The organism is Delftia lacustris (assembly GCF_040267515.1).
Taxonomy (GTDB): Bacteria; Pseudomonadota; Gammaproteobacteria; order Burkholderiales; family Burkholderiaceae_C; genus Comamonas; species Comamonas tsuruhatensis.
The window spans coordinates 243108-259232 of the sequence record NZ_CP141274.1 but is presented as its reverse complement, the minus strand read 5'-3'; the positions used below and the strand labels follow the sequence as shown (position 1 = coordinate 259232).

13 protein-coding genes are annotated in these 16125 nt (G+C 70.5%); 3 read left to right on the top strand and 10 right to left on the bottom strand.

Annotated features, from left to right (window positions below; genetic code table 11):
- Positions 1 to 2 precede the first annotated feature (2 nt).
- On the top strand, positions 3 to 1733 hold the full coding sequence (locus U6958_RS02640) for an SWIM zinc finger family protein (RefSeq protein WP_074921207.1): 1731 nt from the start codon (positions 3 to 5) through the stop codon (positions 1731 to 1733).
- A gap of 307 nt (positions 1734 to 2040) precedes the next feature.
- Positions 2041 to 4044, top strand: coding sequence for a reverse transcriptase family protein (locus tag U6958_RS02635; protein WP_074921206.1), 2004 nt, complete (start codon positions 2041 to 2043; stop codon positions 4042 to 4044).
- 3 nt (positions 4045 to 4047) lie between these two features.
- On the opposite strand, the gene U6958_RS02630 is transcribed toward U6958_RS02635, so the two are convergent.
- A complete protein-coding gene (locus U6958_RS02630; RefSeq protein ID WP_016447389.1) occupies positions 4048 to 4860 on the bottom strand; it encodes a helix-turn-helix domain-containing protein in 813 nt (270 codons plus the stop codon).
- A gap of 31 nt (positions 4861 to 4891) precedes the next feature.
- A complete protein-coding gene (locus tag U6958_RS02625) occupies positions 4892 to 5275 on the bottom strand; it encodes a hypothetical protein (protein WP_074921205.1) in 384 nt (127 codons plus the stop codon).
- A gap of 224 nt (positions 5276 to 5499) precedes the next feature.
- On the opposite strand from U6958_RS02625, the gene soxR reads away from it, so the two are divergent.
- Positions 5500 to 6003 carry a redox-sensitive transcriptional activator SoxR gene (gene soxR, locus U6958_RS02620; RefSeq protein ID WP_012202096.1) on the top strand — a complete coding sequence of 168 codons (504 nt, stop codon included), beginning with the start codon at positions 5500 to 5502 and terminating at the stop codon, positions 6001 to 6003.
- Here soxR and hutG read toward each other — a convergent pair whose 3' ends face one another.
- From hutG to hutH, 8 genes are read right to left on the bottom strand one after another with little or no spacing between them, the layout of a single operon-like run.
- Positions 6004 to 6867, bottom strand: a complete 864-nt coding sequence (gene hutG / locus U6958_RS02615; RefSeq protein ID WP_074921204.1) for an N-formylglutamate deformylase — start codon at positions 6865 to 6867, stop codon at positions 6004 to 6006.
- A gap of 14 nt (positions 6868 to 6881) precedes the next feature.
- The gene (locus U6958_RS02610) at positions 6882 to 8282 is read right to left on the bottom strand and encodes a formimidoylglutamate deiminase (RefSeq protein ID WP_074921203.1); all 1401 of its coding nucleotides are present in this window, start codon (positions 8280 to 8282) and stop codon (positions 6882 to 6884) included.
- Positions 8279 to 9424, bottom strand: a complete 1146-nt coding sequence (locus U6958_RS02605) for a histidinol-phosphate transaminase (protein ID WP_074921202.1) — start codon at positions 9422 to 9424, stop codon at positions 8279 to 8281. The genes U6958_RS02610 and U6958_RS02605 overlap by 4 nt, the downstream gene beginning before the upstream one ends.
- A complete protein-coding gene (locus U6958_RS02600) occupies positions 9421 to 10809 on the bottom strand; it encodes an FAD-binding oxidoreductase (RefSeq protein ID WP_034397627.1) in 1389 nt (462 codons plus the stop codon). The genes U6958_RS02605 and U6958_RS02600 overlap by 4 nt, the downstream gene beginning before the upstream one ends.
- Before the next feature lie 10 nt (positions 10810 to 10819).
- Positions 10820 to 12115, bottom strand: coding sequence for an imidazolonepropionase (hutI, locus tag U6958_RS02595; protein WP_074921201.1), 1296 nt, complete (start codon positions 12113 to 12115; stop codon positions 10820 to 10822).
- A gap of 28 nt (positions 12116 to 12143) precedes the next feature.
- Positions 12144 to 12704: a HutD family protein gene (locus tag U6958_RS02590; protein WP_046982624.1), complete on the bottom strand. Its 561-nt coding sequence runs from the start codon at positions 12702 to 12704 to the stop codon at positions 12144 to 12146.
- A 23-nt stretch (positions 12705 to 12727) separates the two neighbouring features.
- Positions 12728 to 14461, bottom strand: coding sequence for a urocanate hydratase (gene hutU / locus U6958_RS02585; protein WP_074921200.1), 1734 nt, complete (start codon positions 14459 to 14461; stop codon positions 12728 to 12730).
- Between the two features lie 39 nt (positions 14462 to 14500).
- Complete coding sequence (hutH, locus tag U6958_RS02580) at positions 14501 to 16072, bottom strand: histidine ammonia-lyase (protein WP_074921199.1); 1572 nt, start codon at positions 16070 to 16072, stop codon at positions 14501 to 14503.
- Positions 16073 to 16125: the final 53 nt, after the last annotated feature.

Below are 16125 nucleotides of genomic sequence, written 5' to 3'. Positions count from 1 at the left end.
ACATGGAATTTCGCTATCAGTACTACGGCAGCACGCAGGTCAGCGACACGGCCACGCAACAGGCGTTTTCCTTCGCGCCCGACCTGCTGCGGCCTCCCACGCGCTTCGACGGCCTGCTCCGGCGCGACGGCCCGGCCTTCCTGCAGGTGCGCGAAGGCCTCAGCGCGCTGCACAGCGTGGTGGACAGCGACATGCGCACGCGCGGCCGCGACAAGACGGCCTACCGCGAATGGCTGCAGGAGCATGAGTCCCAGTTGCTGGCCGGCTTCATGGCCGACACCGGCGGCGCCCAGGCGCGCGCCAAGGAAATCAGCACCGAACTCAAGGACCTGCGCGAGACCCGCAACCAGGTGCTCGCGCCCTTCTACAAGGCGCAGCGCAAATACTTCGACTGGCTGTACCAGGCCAACCGCGATGCCTGGTACGTGCTCGACCCCGTGATCACCGTGCACCCGGACCGGCTGCTGTTCGAGGCCTTCAGCCAGGACGAGTCCAGCTACTGCGCGGTCAGCATCCGGCACGAGGCCTTCGAGCATGCGGGCGAGCGCATCTGCGGCACCACCAACATCGACTACTCGGCCAGCCTCTACGAAGAGTTCCAGAAGATCCGCAGCTACCGGGACACGCGGCTGACGCTGGACCCGGCCGGCTTTGCCGTGCAGGTGGGCGCCGATCCGGCACTGCGCGAGGAAAAGATCGACCTGCCCGACAGCTGGCTGCGCGGCTTCGTGCAGGTCTCCAGCGCCATGGCCCTGCCCGCCACCGTGGTGGAACTGCACCCCATGGACCTGTTCAACATCTGCGCGCGGCTGCGTGCCCGGCGCGAGCGCCATGGCCCGCGCGCGCTGCGCTTCGAGCTGACGCCGGGGCAGCCGCCCGCCGTGGTGTTCGAGCCCTGGGAGGAACGCCTGGCCACCCGGCGCTCGCACGTCGTCAGCGATGCCTTGGGCACGGGCGGCGGCACCATCCGCCTGTGGGGGCGCCGGCGCCTGCTCACGCTGGAACGGCTGATCCCGCAGGCCACGCGCGTGCGCGTGCACCTGCTGGGTAGCGGCATGCCCAGCTTCTGGGTGGTGGAGCTGGGCCAGGTCACGGTCACGCTGGGCCTGTCGGGCTGGAGCGCCAACGACTGGGCCGCCAGCGCGCGCTTTCACCTGATGGCACCGCAGGCCGAGGTCACGCCCGCCCAGGTCGAGGCCGTGGGCCGGCAACTGCAGTCGTGCTGGCAGGCCGGCGCTCAGGAACTGGCCCAGGCCACGGGCCTGGCCCCGGCCCAGGTGCACACGGCCATGACACGCTGGATGCAGGCCGGGCGTGCCGTCTACGACCTGGACGCCGGGCGCTACGCCTGGCGCGAGCTGCTGCGCGAGCCGCTGACGGCGCAGCAATTGCAGCCCGCCAACCCCGAGGAGGACAAGGCGCTGGCCCTGGTGCGCGGCAAGGCCATTGCCCCGCCGCGCATTGACCGCAAGGACGGCTTCAGCCGCATCACCGGCCAGATCCCGCGCGCCGACGGCAAGCGCCTGTTCGACACCCAGCTCGAACTCAACGCGGACGAGCGCCTGACCGATGCGCGCTGCAGCTGCAACCACTACCAGCAGCACCGGCTGCGCCAGGGGCCCTGCGAGCACATGATTGCGCTGCGCCTGGTGGCGCAGGCCCAGCTCGATGCCGCACGCCAGCCGGCAGGCCCGCAGCAGACGGCCGCAGCAGGACAAGGAGAAATCGCGTGAACCGCCTCAATTGCTCTACACTGCCACGCGGAGCGACGCGCAGGCTCTTGCAACCCGGGTGGTGTTTCGCCACCCTTGTGAACTGCCGTTTCATGCACCACGGGCGCCGTTTTCACTGTGCCACCCCAGCGACGGTATGCGTTTTCCTGAGTGGCTTGCCACAAGCGAAACACGCATACCGTCGCGGGGTGGCGTCGAGCGAACAGCTCCCGTCCCGTGAGCCCTGCGGGCTCTTCGACGAGAAGCGCGTCGCTCCATTTCTTTGCCCACCGCACAGCGGCCGGGCCCGCCTTGCCGGGGTGGCCGCATGAGCCAGCCGCAACCCACCCGCGCCGAGATCTACGAGCGCATCAAGGCCTCCAGCAAACAGGAAGTCATCCTCGAGGAAATGCAGCGCCTGGGCTTCTGGCCCAAGGACGAGGGACAGCCGCAGCTGGCCGCCGCCCACATCCAGCGCGAAGGCGAGCTGCAGCGCGAGCTGGCCGAGCTGCGCCAGCAGATCGCCGTGCGCCAGAACCCCGAGCGCGCATTGCGCCAGATGCGCAAGGAGCGCATGCAAAAGGCGCTGGCCCAGCGCGAGGAAACCAAACGCCGCCAGGCCCAGGAACGCCATGACAAGGCGCTGGCCTGGCATGCCAGGCGGTCCACGCACGTGGGCTATCTGGGCCCCGGCGTCTCCGCGGCCCTGCAGGATGCCGCCCGGGATGGCACGGAGCGCCGGCAGGCCGATCCGCAGCGGCTCGCCCGGCACGGCCTGCCGCAGCTGGCCGATGCCGCCCAGCTGGCCCAGGCCATGGGCATCACGGTGGCCGAGCTGCGTTTCCTGGGCTTTCACCGCGAGGTGGCCCGCACCCACCACTACCACTCGTTCACCCTGCCCAAGAAGACCGGCGGCGAGCGGCTGATCTCCGCGCCCATGCCGCGCCTCAAGCGCGCGCAGTACTGGGTACTGGACAACATCCTCGCCAAGGTGCCCGCGCACGATGCCGCGCACGGCTTCCTGGCCGGCCGCTCCATCGTGAGCAATGCCGCGCCGCATGCGGGCCACGACGTGGTCATCAACCTGGACGTGAAGGACTTCTTTCCCAGCATTGCCTTCGGCCGCATCAAGGGCGTGTTCCGGCATCTGGGCTATGGCGAGGCCATGGCCACCCTCCTGGCCCTGCTGTGCAGCGAAAACCGCGCCCAGGCCTGGCAGGTGGATGGCGAGAAGCTCTTCGTTGGCGGCAAGGCGCGCGAGCGCGTGCTGCCCCAGGGCGCGCCCACCAGCCCCATGCTCACCAACCTGCTGTGCCGCCGCCTGGACCGCCGCCTGCTGGGCCTGGCCAGGCAGCTGGGCTTTGTGTACACGCGCTATGCGGACGACCTGACCTTCTCGGCCTCGGGCGAGGCCGCGCGCGACAACGTGGGGCGGCTGCTGGGCCGCGTGCGCTGGATACTGCGCGACGAAGGCTTCACGCCCCACCCCGACAAGGAGCGCGTGATGCGCAAGGGCCGCCGCCAGGAGGTCACGGGGCTGGTGGTGAACGCGGACAAGCCCGGCGTATCGCGCCAGACGCGCAGGCGCCTGCGCGCCGCCCTGCACCGCGCCACGCAGGCCGGGACAGGCCTGCCAGGCCAATCTGTCCAGCCTGCCCAGGCGCCCCACTGGCAAGGCCAGCCGGCCCATGCCTCGCAGTTGCTGGGAATGGCGCAGTTCGTCCACCAGATCGATCCCGTGCAGGGCGGGCCGCTGCTGGCACAGGCCCGGCAGCTCACGCGCAGCCCTGTGGACCGGGCGAACGACGCCCTGCTCGAGGCCAGCCGGCAGGACCGCGCCGCCGCGCGCGCCAAGCCCCCCGCAAACGCCACGTTCCGGCGCCTGGCAGCCGGCGGGCAGGCACCTGCGCTGGCCAGCGGCAAGCCATGGTGGCAGCCGGCCGCACCTGCAGCGCCCGTGCTGGAGAAGACCGATCAGCAGCGGCGCGAGCAGCGCCAGGAGGAACGGCAGGCCGCCCGGCAGGCGGCTGGCCCTGCCCCCGGCGCCGCAAGCACCCTGCCCGCGGCATCGACCTCTCCATCGCCATCGCCGGCCGCACCGGACCCAAATCCGCCCGCATCGAAAAGGCCGCCGATGGCCGGCCTGCTCACCTACTGGGCGCAGATCGTGATCTGCTTCCTGCTGGGCACCGTGTTCCAGGCCCGGCTGATCACGCTGATCGGCATCGTCCTGGTCGTCATCCTCAGGTACCGGCGCATCCAGCGCTGGGATGTCTTCGGGGCGGCGATGGTGGTGGCCGTGCTGGTCGGCCTGGGATTGCGGCTTTCGTAGCGATCAGCGCACCGCGCTGCGCAGTGCCAGAAAGCGGCGCGGCGAGGTGCCCACGGCCTTGCGGAACATGGTCACGAAGGCCGGTGCGCTTTCGTATCCCAGGGCATCGGCCACGGTCTGGATGCGCAGCCCCTGGGACAGCTGCTGCAGCGCGGTGAGCACATGCAGCTGGCGGCGCCACTGGTTGACGGTGAGGCCGGTCTCGGCCAGGAACAGCCGCGTCATGCTGCGCTCGCTCATGCCGATGCGCTGGGCCCAGTCGGCCAGCCGCGCCTGCAGCTGGGGCTGCTCGCACAGGGCGCCGGTCATGCGGCGCAGGCGGCGGTCGCGCGGCAGGGGCAGGTGCAGGCCCTCGGGCTGCGCGTTCTGGATTTCATCGAGCAGGACCTGCATGAGCCGGCCATCGCCGCTGTCGGGCTCGTAGTCCTGCGGCAGGCCCTGCACGCGCTCCAGCAGGGCATGCAGAAAGGGCGAGACGGCCAGCGCATGGCAGGGGCCGGGCGCGGGGCGCGCCGCGCCGGATTCCACAAAGACGATATGGCCGCTGGCCGCACCGCTGCAGCTGACGCGGTGCAGCGTGCCGCCCGGAATCCAGGCGGCGCTGCGCGGCGGCACCACGCAGACGCCGGCCTCGGTCTCCAGCGTGATCAGGCCCGCATTGGTGACCATGAGCTGGCTCTTGCGGTGGGCATGGAAGTCCATTGCCCAGTCACCCGGGCCCGAGCGCATCGGCAGGACGATCACGGGACGGTCCACATGGTCGGGATCCCACCTCTCGGGCAGGACTTTGAGCAGGGCGGAATCCACGGCATTCATGGTGTTTCTCTCAGTTCATGTCAATCGGTCATCAATCGGACCCGAGCAGCTCCCGTGCACGCTGCTGCGCCTCCTCGGGGGAGGCCACCAGCAGCATGGGATAGCCCCAGGCCTTGCCGAACATCTGTGCGAAGGCCTCGGCCTCGGCGCGCTTGTACGCATCGGGCTCGGCGTGGACCAGGGCGCGCACCAGGCTTTTGAGCTCGGGGCGGCGGGCCTTCATCCACAGCACGACCTGCTTGCGCTCCTCAGGTGAGCGCTCCTCCTGGGACATGTCGCCGTCGCTGAAGAAGACAAAGGCCTGGCCGCGGGCCAGCAGGGCCGAGAAGTCCTCCAGCAAGCGGTCCACGGGCACGGCCTTGTCGCGCTCGTAGCCCATGCGGACCAGGGGAAAGCTGCTGCTGTCGATGTACATGGAAACCTCCGGCCGATGCCATTCAATACAAATGAGACCCATTACTGTATGAATGAACGGCAGCTGCGTCATTGCAGCACTCGGCCAAAGAATTTCGCAGTCCGGCCAGGACGCCTGCAGGGGCGGTACAAGCCCCGGTTGCCCTGTTCCTGCGCTTTCGCTCAGAATGGCCGCATTCTTCGAGTTCAAGTGAACTTGAAGTCAAGCCACGAAGGAAAGCCACCATGAAAACCGAGGATGATCCGCTGCTCAGCATCGGCGACGTGGCGCAGCGCAGCGGGGTCAAGGCCTCGGCGCTGCGCTTTTACGAGTCGCTGAACCTGATCGAGTCCGTGCGCAGCGCCAGCGGCCACCGGCGCTACCACCGCTCGTCGCTGCGGCGCATCGCCTTCGTGGTGTTCGCCCAGCGCATCGGCTTCACGCTGGAGGAGATCGCCGAGCAGCTGGCCAAGCTGCCCAGCCGCCATGTCCCCACGGGCGGGGACTGGCAGAAGATGTCGCGGGTCTGGAAGCAGCGGCTGGACGACCGCATAGGCGAGCTGCAGCGGCTCAGCGAGAGCCTGGACCAGTGCATTGGCTGCGGTTGCCTCTCACTGCGCCACTGCGTGCTGCACAACCCCGGCGACCTGTGCGCACAGAACGGCCCGGGGCCGCGCCGCTGGCTGGGCGACCCGCCGCCCGTGGCCATGGGCGGGCCCTGCCCGGGCCACTGCCACGACGAAGGCTGATCAGGACACGCGCCGTGTCGTGACGAAGTCCAGCACCGCCTGCAGCATGCGCTGCAGCGTGGGCTGGATCTGTTCGGCGCGCTCGGGCAGGTAGTCGAAGGGCAGGGCTTCCTGCATGTAGCTGCACTGCGTCATCTCCAGCTGCACGGCGTGGATGCCGGCCTCGGGCTGGCCGTAGTGGCGCGTGATGTAGCCGCCCGTGAAGCGGCCGTTGAGTATGGCGGTGTGGCCCGGCGCGGTCTGCGCAATGGCCAGCAGATGCTCGGCCAGTTCCAGCGCGCAGCTCGTGCCCTTGCCGGTGCCCAGGTTCAGGTCGGGCAGCTTGCCTTCGAAGAAACGCGGCAGCACCGAGCGGATGGAGTGCGCGTCCCACAGCGCCACGGTGCCGTGCACGGCCTTGAGGCGGTCCAGCTCGGCGCGCAGCTGTGCGTGGTACGGGCCCCAGATGGCTTCGCGGCGCGCGGCGATTTCGGCGTCCGTGGGCACATCGGCCGGGTCGGCGTACAGCGGCGTGTCGTCGAAGGTGTCCACGGGGCACAGGCCGGTGACGCTCTGGCCCGGGTAGAGGCTGGCGCCATCGGGCGGACGGTTCAGGTCCACCACATAGCGCGAATGCGTGGCCACGAGGATGGAGGCGCCCATGGCCTTGGCGAACTCGTACAGGCGCGGCAGGTGCCAGTCGGTGTCGGGCACGTGGCGGGCTTCCTCGGTCAGGCGCGCGGCGATGTCGGGCGGCACATGGGTGCCCGCATGCGGCATGGAGATCAGCAGCGGCGCCGTGCCCTGGTGGAAGACGAAGGGAGGGGGAGCGGTATCGGTCATGGCGTGATTCTGGAACGTTTCTGGCGGGTTTCGCGGGCCCATGGCATGCGGGGGCCTCAGGATTGCAGGGTGGCCGCGCGGGCCGCGACAAAGCCGCGGGCTGCCGCCTCGTGCAGCGCATGCCGTCCGGCCTGCACGCGGCGCTCGCCGCCCACCCACAGGCTGTGCAGGGCGCTGCTGCGGTGGCTGCCGAAGACATGGGCCGAGACCATGGCCTGCACCGGCAGGCCGGCCAGTGCCACATGGTCTGCGTCCAGCGCCAGGAAGTCGGCCTGCTGGCCCACGGCCAGCCCGGCCACGGGGCGGCCTGCGGCCTGGGCACCGCCCTGCACGGCAGCGGTCCACAGCGCGGTGCCCACCTGTGGGTCGGGGCCGGCCAGCACATTGCGCTGGCGCAGCGACAGGCGCTGGCTGTATTCGAGCATCAGCAGTTCCTCGGCCGCGTTGACGCAGGCATGGCTGTCCGAGCCCACGCCCCAGGCGCCGCCGTGGCCTAGCCATTGCGGCATGTCGAAGATGCCATCGCCCAGGTTGGCTTCGGTGGTGGGGCAGATGCCGGCCACGGCGCCGCTGCGCGCGGCGCCCGCGTATTCGCCGGGCGTCATGTGGGTGGCGTGGACCAGGCACCAGCGTGCGTCCACGGGGGCATGCTCCAGCAGCCATTGCACGGGGCGCTGGCCGCTCCAGGCCAGGCAGTCGTCCACCTCCTGGGTCTGCTCGGCAATGTGGATGTGGATGGGCGCGCGCGCGTCCAGCGCCGTCAGGCCCTCCACGGCCACGCGCAGGCTGTCGGGCGGCACGGCGCGCAGCGAGTGGGGCGCCAGGCCCAGGGCCGCGCCTTGTGCGCGCGCCTCGGGCAGCAGGCGCTGCAGCAGGGCCAGCATGTTGTCGGTGCTGCGGATGAAGCGCGCCTGGTCGGCGCGCGGCGGCTTGCCGCCGAAGCCGCTGGTCTGGTAGAGCACGGGCAGCAGGGTGATGCCCATGCCGGCCTTGCGCGCGGCGCGCAGCAGGGCCAGGGACAGCGTGGCGTCGTCGGCATAGGGCCGGCCATCCCGGTCGTGGTGCACGTAGTGGAATTCGCAGACCGAGGTGTAGCCGGCCTCCAGCATCTCCACGTACAGCCAGGTGGCGATGGCCTCCAGCGACTCGGGCGTGATGCGCGCGGCAAAGCGGTACATGAGGTCGCGCCAGCTCCAGAAGCTGTCCTGGGCCTCGGCGCGGTATTCGGTCAGGCCCGCAAAGGCGCGCTGGAAGGCATGCGAGTGCAGGTTGGGCATGCCGGGCAGCACGGGGCCGGGCGCGCGCGGCGCGCTGCCGGGCGGGGCGTCGGCCTGTACGGCCTGCAGGCGCCCTGCGCCATCCCAGCGCAGCAGTACATTGCGCGCCCAGCCCGTGGGCAGCAGCGCATGCTCGGCGAACAGCGTGCGGCTGTCGGGTGTCGGGTCGATGCCGCTCATTGCACGGCCTCCAGGATCTCGGCCAGCGCGCGCACGAAGCGTTCGTTGTCGGCCTCGGTGCCCACGGAGACGCGGATGAAGTGCTCGAAGCCCGGCTCCTTCCAGGGCTTGACGATCAGGCCCCGGGCCAGCAGCGCCTCGTTCACGGGGCCGTTGGGGCGGCCGATGTCGATGAACAGGAAGTTGGCGGCCGAAGGCGCTATCCGAAGTGCGGGCAGGGCAGGCAGGGCGGCCAGCCGCTGCGCCAGCACATCGCGCAGGCGCACGGTCTCGGCCACGCCGCGCTGCATGAAGTCCTCGTCGCCCCAGGCCGCCAGCGCCGCCGCCTGGGCGGCCTGGTTGACGTTGAAGGGCGTGCGTACGCGGTCCAGCAGTTGCACCAGGGCCGCGTCGCTGGCCAGGCCGTAGCCCACGCGCAGGCCTGCGAGGCCCCAGGCCTTGGAGAAGGTGCGCAGCACGATCCAGGGCATGGCGCGGCCGCGCAGCAGGGCCAGCACGTCGGGGTAACCGTCGGCGTGCAGGGCGTACTCGTAGTAGGCCTCGTCCACCACCAGCAGGGTCTGCGGCGGCGTGGCGTCCAGCAGGCGCGCGAAATCGCCGGCGCTGAACATGCAGCCCACGGGATTGGAGGGATTGGCCAGCATGGCGATCTTGGGGCCGCGCGCCAGCGCCTGGCACCAGGCATCGACGTCGAAGCCCAGCGCGGGCGTCAGCTCCAGCAGCTCGACGCGGGCGCCCATCATGCGCGGGTAGATCTCGTGCAGGCCGAAGGCCGGGCGCTGGGTGAGCACGCGGTCGCCGGGCGAGAGAAACGCCTGGCACAGCATCTGCAGGATGTCCTCGGAACCGTTGCCCACGGCAATGGCCTCGGCCGGCACGCCGGTACGCGCTGCGATGGCCGCGCGCAGCGCCGTGCATTGCGCATCGGGATAGGTGCCCACGTGCAGGGCCAGGTCGGCCAGGGCGCGGGCCACGGCAGGGCTGGCGCCAAAGGGGTTCTCGTTGCTCGCCAGCCGCGCGATCTCGGTGACGCCGTAGCGCGCCCGCACGGCCTCGGAGGACAGGCCTGCGTTGTAGGGCGGCAGCGGCGGCACTTCGGGGCGTGCCAGGGTGTGGATCGCGTGGATGGCGGGAGCGTTCATAGGTCGAATACCTTGCCGGGGTTGAACAGATGCAGGGGGTCCAGCGCCTGCTTGATGGCGCGCATCACGGCCAGTTCGGCCGGCGTGCGGCTGGCGCCGAGATAGGGCTTCTTGTGCAGGCCGATGCCGTGCTCGGCCGAGACGCTGCCGCCGAACTCGCCGACCAGGTGGTACAGCGCGGCCTCGACGCCTTCGCAGTCGCCGTTGGCGGTGGCACCGTCCACCGAGACATGCAGGTTGCCGTCGCCCACATGGCCGAAGAACAGCGAGTGGTGGCCGGGCCAGCGCGCGTCGAACGCGGCGCGGCAGGCATCGGCGAAGCGGCCGATGTCGGCCTGGGGCAGGCTGACGTCGAAGTTGACGGGCGGATGCATGTTCGTGTTGAGCTCGGCCGGCGCCTCGCGCAGCTTCCACAGCTGGCGCGCCTGTGCCACGGATTGGGCGATGACGGCATCGGCCACCTCGCCGGCCTCCATGGCCTCGCCCAGGGCCTCTTCCACGTCGGCGCGCAGCGTGGCCTCGTCCTTGCCGTCCACATCGATCAGGGCCAGCAGCGCATGCGCCTGGCCAAACGGCGGCTGCAGCTTCTGCCAGCGGATGGAGGCCTGGATGAAGCTGTCCCACATCAGCTCGAAGGCCGCCACGCCGTTGCCAAAGCGCGATTGCATGCGCGCGAGCACGGACAGCGCCGCATCGAAGTCCGGCACGGCCACCAGGGCCGTGGCGCGGGCCTGGGGCGCGGGGCGCAGGCGCAGCAGCACGCGCGTGACGATGCCCAGCGTGCCCTCCGAGCCGATGAAGAACTGCTTGAGGTCGTAGCCCGTGTTGTTCTTGAGCATGGGGCGCAGCATGGGCAGCACCGTGCCGTCGGCCAGCACCACCTCCAGGCCCAGCACCTGCTCGCGCATCATGCCGTGCTGCAGCACGCCGTTGCCGCCCGCATTGGTGGCCACGTTTCCGCCGATCTGGCAGCTGCCGCGCGCGCCCAGGTCCACGCCGAAGACCATGCCTGCGGCCACGGCCGCTTCCTGCACGGCCTGCAGCGTGGCGCCGGCCTGCACGGTCATCAGCGCGGTGCGCGCGTTCACGTCCTCGATGGCATTCATGCGCTCCATGGAGACGGCCACGGCACCCGGCACGGGCACGGCCGCACCGGCCAGGCCCGTGAGCCCGCCCTGGGGCACGACAGGCACGCGGTGGGCCGTGCACAGGCGCATGAGCGCGCTGACCTCGTCGGTGCTGCGCGGGCGCACCAGGGCCAGCGGGCGCTGGGGCGGCGTGCCGCTCCAGTCGGTGTGGTAGCGCGCGGGCACATCGTCGCCGCGCTGCGCCACTTCGGCGCCCAGGGTGGAAATCAATTCATCGAGAAACAGTGCATGGGACATGAGCAGGCTTTCAGTGGCTCCCCTGCCCGCGGGTCCGCACGATGCGGCCCTGTCGCACGATGGTGCAGTCAGGCTTGCGGCCGAACCAGTAGGCCAGTTCGGCCGCATGGCGCACGGGCCAGAGCACGAAGTGGGCGGGACGGCCGGCCGCGATCAGGCCATGCTCGTCCTGCAGGCCCAGAGCGCGCGCGGCATGGCGGGTGATGCCCGCCAGGGCCTCGGGCACGGTGAGCCGGAACAGGGTGCAGGCCATGTTGGCCATGAGCAAAAGGCTCAGGCAGGGGGAGGTGCCCGGATTGTGATCGGTAGAGACGGCCATGGGAACGCCCGCGGCGCGCAGGCCCGCGATGGGCGGCATGTGGGTGTCACGCAGCGTGTAGTAGGCGCCGGGCAGCAGCACGGCCACGGAACCCGCGTCGCGCATGGCGGCAATGCCGGATTCGGACAGGTGCTCGATGTGGTCGCACGACAGCGCGCCATAGCGGGCCGCGAGGGCCGCCCCCTCCATGTTCGACAGCTGCTCGGCATGCAGCTTGACGGGCAGGCCCAGGCCGCGTGCGGCCTGGAAGACCTGCTCGGTCTCGGCCAGCGAGAAGGCGATGCGCTCGCAGAACACATCGACCGCATCGACCAGGCCCTCGGCCGCCAGCGCGGGCAGCATGGTGCCGGCGACGAGGTCGATGTAGTCCTGGCTGCGCCCTGCGTACTCGGGCGGCAGCGCATGCGCGCCCAGGAAGGTGGTGCGCACGGTCACGCCCAGGGCCTGGCCCAGGCGCCGGGCCACGCGCAGCTGCTTGCGCTCGTGCTCCAGCGCCAGGCCGTAGCCCGACTTGATCTCGATGGCGCAGACGCCCTCGTCCAGCAGCTGCTGCAGGCGCGGCAGGGCCTGGGCGAACAGGTCGTCCTCGCTGGCCTCGCGCGTGGCACGCACGCTGGAGACGATGCCGCCGCCGGCGCGTGCCACTTCCTCGTAGCTGGCGCCGTCCAGGCGCATGGCGAATTCGTTGGCGCGCTCGCCGCCATAGACCAGGTGGGTGTGGCAATCGACCAGGCCCGGCGTGGCCAGCATGCCCTGGCCGTCATGGCGCGGCAGGGACGCATATGCGGGCGGCAGGGCCTGCTGCGGCCCCACCCAGGCCACGCGGCCCTGCTGCACCACGATGCAGGCATCCTCCCCGTCACCCACGGCCTGGCCGGCCTCGAACATGTCAGGCGCCAGGCGCAGGTTCTGCCAGCAGCCGTCGGCCGAAGAGGATGGAGCGAGTGCGGAAGCAGGTGCAGAAGCGGGTGCGTGGGGCTCGGTCATGGGGTGAGTCCTTGGATGTCGTGGGTCGTCAGCAGGCTTGCAGCAGCACCTGCACCAGCCGCGCGTCGTCGGTCTGCGGCACCAGCTGCTGCGGGTCGGGCTGCGGCGCGCTCCACCACAGGCCCTGGCCGGGGATGAGCGCAGCGCCATCCGCCTGCCAGTCGCCCTGCAGCACCATGCACAGGCCGGCGTCGGCGCGGCCGGCGTCGGCAGCGCTGTCCAGCACCTGGACCTGCGCCCGCCACCGGCCGCGCCGCGCCATCACGTTGAAGTCGGTGGAAGTGCCGCCCAGCAGCGAGCAGCCCAGCGCCACATCGCCGGAGAACGCAAACGGCTGCCAGCGCGCGTCCAGCACATGGTCGATGCCTTCGCCGCGCAGGTGCACGCCGTCGCCATCGAGCAGCATGATCTGCCGGTCCACGCCCGCAAAGGCCGAGAACGGGCCGGGCTGGTCAATGGTGGCCACGCTGATGCGCCAGCCAAAGGCCTCCATGCCGGCCCCGGGCGGCCAGCAGGCGATCTCGCGCGTGCTGCCGCCCCCGTTCTTCCAGGGGCTGGCGGCGATCTGGTTCAGGTCGAAACGCTGCATGGCCGTGGTGTCCTGCAAGCGGCTCACTTGACCATGGGCAGGTTCAGCTGATGGCGCTTGGCGGCCGCCACGGCAATGTCGTAGCCCGCATCCGCATGGCGCATCACGCCGGTGGCCGGATCGTTCCAGAGCACGCGGCCCAGGCGGGCGGCGGCCTCGTCCGTACCGTCGGCCACGATGACCACGCCCGCATGCTGGGAGTAGCCCATGCCCACGCCGCCGCCGTGGTGCAGGCTGACCCAGGTGGCGCCGCCTGCGGTGTTGAGCAGGGCGTTGAGCAGCGGCCAGTCGCTGACGGCGTCCGTGCCGTCCTTCATGGATTCGGTCTCGCGGTTGGGGCTGGCCACCGAGCCGCAGTCCAGGTGGTCGCGGCCGATCACGATGGGGGCCTTGAGTTCGCCGTTCTTCACCATCTCGTTGAAGGCCAGGGCCGCCTTGTGGCGCTCGCCCAGGCCCAGCCAGCAGATGCGCGCGGGCAGGCCCTGGAAGCTGATGCGCTCGCGCGCCATGTCCAGCCAGCGGTGGGTGTGCTTGTTGTCGGGGAACAGTTCCTTGATCTTGGCGTCGGTCTTGTAGATGTCCTCGGGGTCGCCTGACAGGGCCACCCAGCGGAACGGGCCCTTGCCCTCGCAAAACAGCGGCCGGATGTAGGCGGGCACGAAGCCGGGGAAGTCGAAGGCGTTCTTCACGCCCTGGTCCAGGGCCACCTGGCGGATGTTGTTGCCGTAGTCCACCGTGGGAATGCCCATGGCCTGGAAGTCCAGCATGGCCTGCACGTGCTGGGCGCAGCCCTGGGCGGCGGCGGCCTTGAGCTGGGCATGGCGCGACGGGTCTGCCGCGGCGGCACGCCACTCGTCCACGGTCCAGCCCACGGGCAGGTAGCCGTTGATCAGGTCATGGGCGGAGGTCTGGTCGGTCACGATGTCGGGGCGGGCGCCGCCGGCCTTTGCGCGGCGCACCAGCTCGGGCAGGATTTCGGCGGCATTGCCCAGCAGGCCGATGGAGATGGCCTCGCCCGCGGCCGTGTGCTGGGCGATGAGCTCCAGCGCGTGGTCGATGTCGCGCGCCTGCTTGTCCAGGTAGCGCGTGCGCAGGCGGAAGTCGATGCTGCTTTGCTGGCATTCGATGGCCAGCACGCAGGCACCGGCCAGCACGCCGGCCAGGGGCTGGGCACCGCCCATGCCGCCCAGGCCCGCCGTGAGGATCCACTTGCCCGTGAGGTCGTTGTTGTAGTGCTGGCGGCCGGCCTCGACGAAGGTCTCGAACGTGCCCTGCACGATGCCCTGGGCGCCGATGTAGATCCAGCTGCCGGCCGTCATCTGGCCGTACATGAACAGGCCATTCTGGTCCAGCTCGTTGAAGTGCTCCCAGTTGGCCCACTGGGGCACGAGGTTGGAGTTGGCCAGCAGCACGCGCGGTGCGTTCTCGTGCGTCTTGAACACGCCCACGGGCTTGCCCGACTGGATCAGCAGGGACTCGTCGGCCTCCAGCTTTTTCAGCGACTCCAGGATCTGGTCATAGCACTCCCAGTTGCGCGCCGCGCGGCCGATGCCGCCGTAGACCACCAGGGCCTTGGGGTTCTCGGCCACGTCGGGGTCCAGGTTGTTCTGCAGCATGCGGTAGGCAGCCTCGGCCAGCCAGTTCTTGCAGTGCAGTTCGCTACCGCGCGGGGCGCGGATGACGCGGCTGGCGTCATAGCGGGGATTGGTGGCAGCCGTGGCAGCGTTGGCGTTGAGGATGGCGTCGTTGGCGTTCATGGCGATCTCCTGGATGCGAGGGGTGAGCGGTTGCGGGGTTCAGGCAGCCTGGTGGCTGGGCAGGTGGCGGACGATGGCCTGGGGCCAGTCCGTGGCAAGCGCCCACTGGCGCATGGTTTCGATGTCGGGTGCCAGGTAGCGGTCACGGTCGAGATGGGGAACCTGGCTGCGGATCAGCGCGTACTGCGCCTCGATCAGCTCGGAGCTGCTCAGGCTGCGGTCGAAGTCCATGCCCTGGGCGGCGGCCATGGCTTCCACGCCCACGATGACGGCGGTGTTGCGCGCCATCTCGCCCAGGCGCCGCGCGCCGTAGGTGGCCATGGAGACATGGTCTTCCTGGTTGGCCGAGGTGGGCAGGCTGGTGACGCTGCTGGGGTGGGCCAGGCACTGGTTCTCGGCAGCCAGGGCGGCGGCCGTGACCTGGGCGATCATGAAGCCCGAGTTCACGCCGCTGTCGGCGATCAGGAAGGCCGGCAGGCCCGACAGGCCGGTGTCCAGCAGCAGGGCCATGCGGCGCTCGGAGATGGCGCCGATCTCGGCCAGGGCCAGGGCGATGATGTCGGCCGCGAAGGCCACGGGCTCGGCGTGGAAGTTGCCGCCCGAGATCACGTCGCCGTTGTCGAAGACCAGCGGGTTGTCCGAGGCGGCATTGGCCTCGATCACCAGCACGCGGGCCGCATGGCTGAGGTTGTCCAGGCAGGCGCCCATGACCTGGGGCACGCAGCGGATGGAGTACGGGTCCTGCACGCGGCCGCAATGGGGGTGGGAGGTGTCGATGGCGCTGCCGTCCAGCAGTTCGCGCACGGCGGCGGCCACGGCGATCTGGCCAAGCTGGCCGCGCGCCTCGTGGATGCGGGCGTCAAACGGCTTGACCGAGCCCTTGATGGCCTCCAGCGTCAGGCAGCCCGCCACCAGGCCGGCCGCGAACACGCTCTCGCCCTGGAACAGGCCCACCAGGGCCAGGGCCGTGGACACCTGGGTGCCGTTGAGCAGGGCCAGCCCTTCCTTGGGGCCGAGCACGAAGGGCTCCAGGCCCACGTGGCGCATGGCCTCGGCGCCGGACACCACCTGTCCGTCGATCTTGGCCTGGCCTTCGCCGATCAGCACGCAGGCCAGGTGCGACAGCGGCGCCAGGTCGCCCGAGGCGCCCACCGAGCCCTTGCCGGGGATCACGGGCAGCACGTCGGCATTGGCCAGGGCCAGCAGCGCATCGACCAGCTCGGGGCGCACGCCCGAGTGGCCGCGCGCCAGGCTCACGGCCTTGGTGGCCAGCACCAGGCGCACCACGGCGTCGGGCAGCGGCTCGCCCGTGCCCACGCTGTGCGACAGCACCAGGTTGCGCTGCAGCTCGGCCAGGCGGTCATGGGCGATCTTGGTGGAGGCCAGCTTGCCGAAGCCGGTGTTGATGCCATAGACGACCTGGTCCTCATCCACGATGTGCTGCACATGGGCCTGGGCGGCGCGCATGCGCTCGTAGGCGGGCGCCGCCATGGACAGGCGCACGCCGCGCTGCTGGATGGCCCGCAGCTGGGCCAGGGTGACCTGGCCGGGCTGCAGCGTCAGCGCGGTGCCGGGACGGGAGGTGAGGCCGGGAGTCGTGATGGTGTTCATGGTGATGCCCTGTCGGTGTCTGGAAGGATGTGCCAGGATGGATGTCTATGCCT

What these genes read in the sequence shown, in the direction of transcription:
- U6958_RS02590 (WP_046982624.1), bottom strand. Translation starts at nt 12,704, where the DNA reads ATGCAGCGTTTCGACCTGAACCAGATCGCCGCCAGCCCCTGGAAGAAC.
- soxR (WP_012202096.1), top strand. Translation starts at nt 5,500, where the DNA reads ATGAAAACCGAGGATGATCCGCTGCTCAGCATCGGCGACGTGGCGCAG.
- U6958_RS02600 (WP_034397627.1), bottom strand. Translation starts at nt 10,809, where the DNA reads ATGTCCCATGCACTGTTTCTCGATGAATTGATTTCCACCCTGGGCGCC.
- hutU (WP_074921200.1), bottom strand. Translation starts at nt 14,461, where the DNA reads ATGAACGCCAACGACGCCATCCTCAACGCCAACGCTGCCACGGCTGCC.
- U6958_RS02625 (WP_074921205.1), bottom strand. Translation starts at nt 5,275, where the DNA reads ATGTACATCGACAGCAGCAGCTTTCCCCTGGTCCGCATGGGCTACGAG.
- hutI (WP_074921201.1), bottom strand. Translation starts at nt 12,115, where the DNA reads ATGACCGAGCCCCACGCACCCGCTTCTGCACCTGCTTCCGCACTCGCT.
- U6958_RS02605 (WP_074921202.1), bottom strand. Translation starts at nt 9,424, where the DNA reads ATGAACGCTCCCGCCATCCACGCGATCCACACCCTGGCACGCCCCGAA.
- U6958_RS02630 (WP_016447389.1), bottom strand. Translation starts at nt 4,860, where the DNA reads ATGAATGCCGTGGATTCCGCCCTGCTCAAAGTCCTGCCCGAGAGGTGG.
- U6958_RS02640 (WP_074921207.1), top strand. Translation starts at nt 3, where the DNA reads ATGGAATTTCGCTATCAGTACTACGGCAGCACGCAGGTCAGCGACACG.
- U6958_RS02610 (WP_074921203.1), bottom strand. Translation starts at nt 8,282, where the DNA reads ATGAGCGGCATCGACCCGACACCCGACAGCCGCACGCTGTTCGCCGAG.
- hutG (WP_074921204.1), bottom strand. Translation starts at nt 6,867, where the DNA reads ATGGGCCCGCGAAACCCGCCAGAAACGTTCCAGAATCACGCCATGACC.
- hutH (WP_074921199.1), bottom strand. Translation starts at nt 16,072, where the DNA reads ATGAACACCATCACGACTCCCGGCCTCACCTCCCGTCCCGGCACCGCG.
- U6958_RS02635 (WP_074921206.1), top strand. Translation starts at nt 2,041, where the DNA reads ATGAGCCAGCCGCAACCCACCCGCGCCGAGATCTACGAGCGCATCAAG.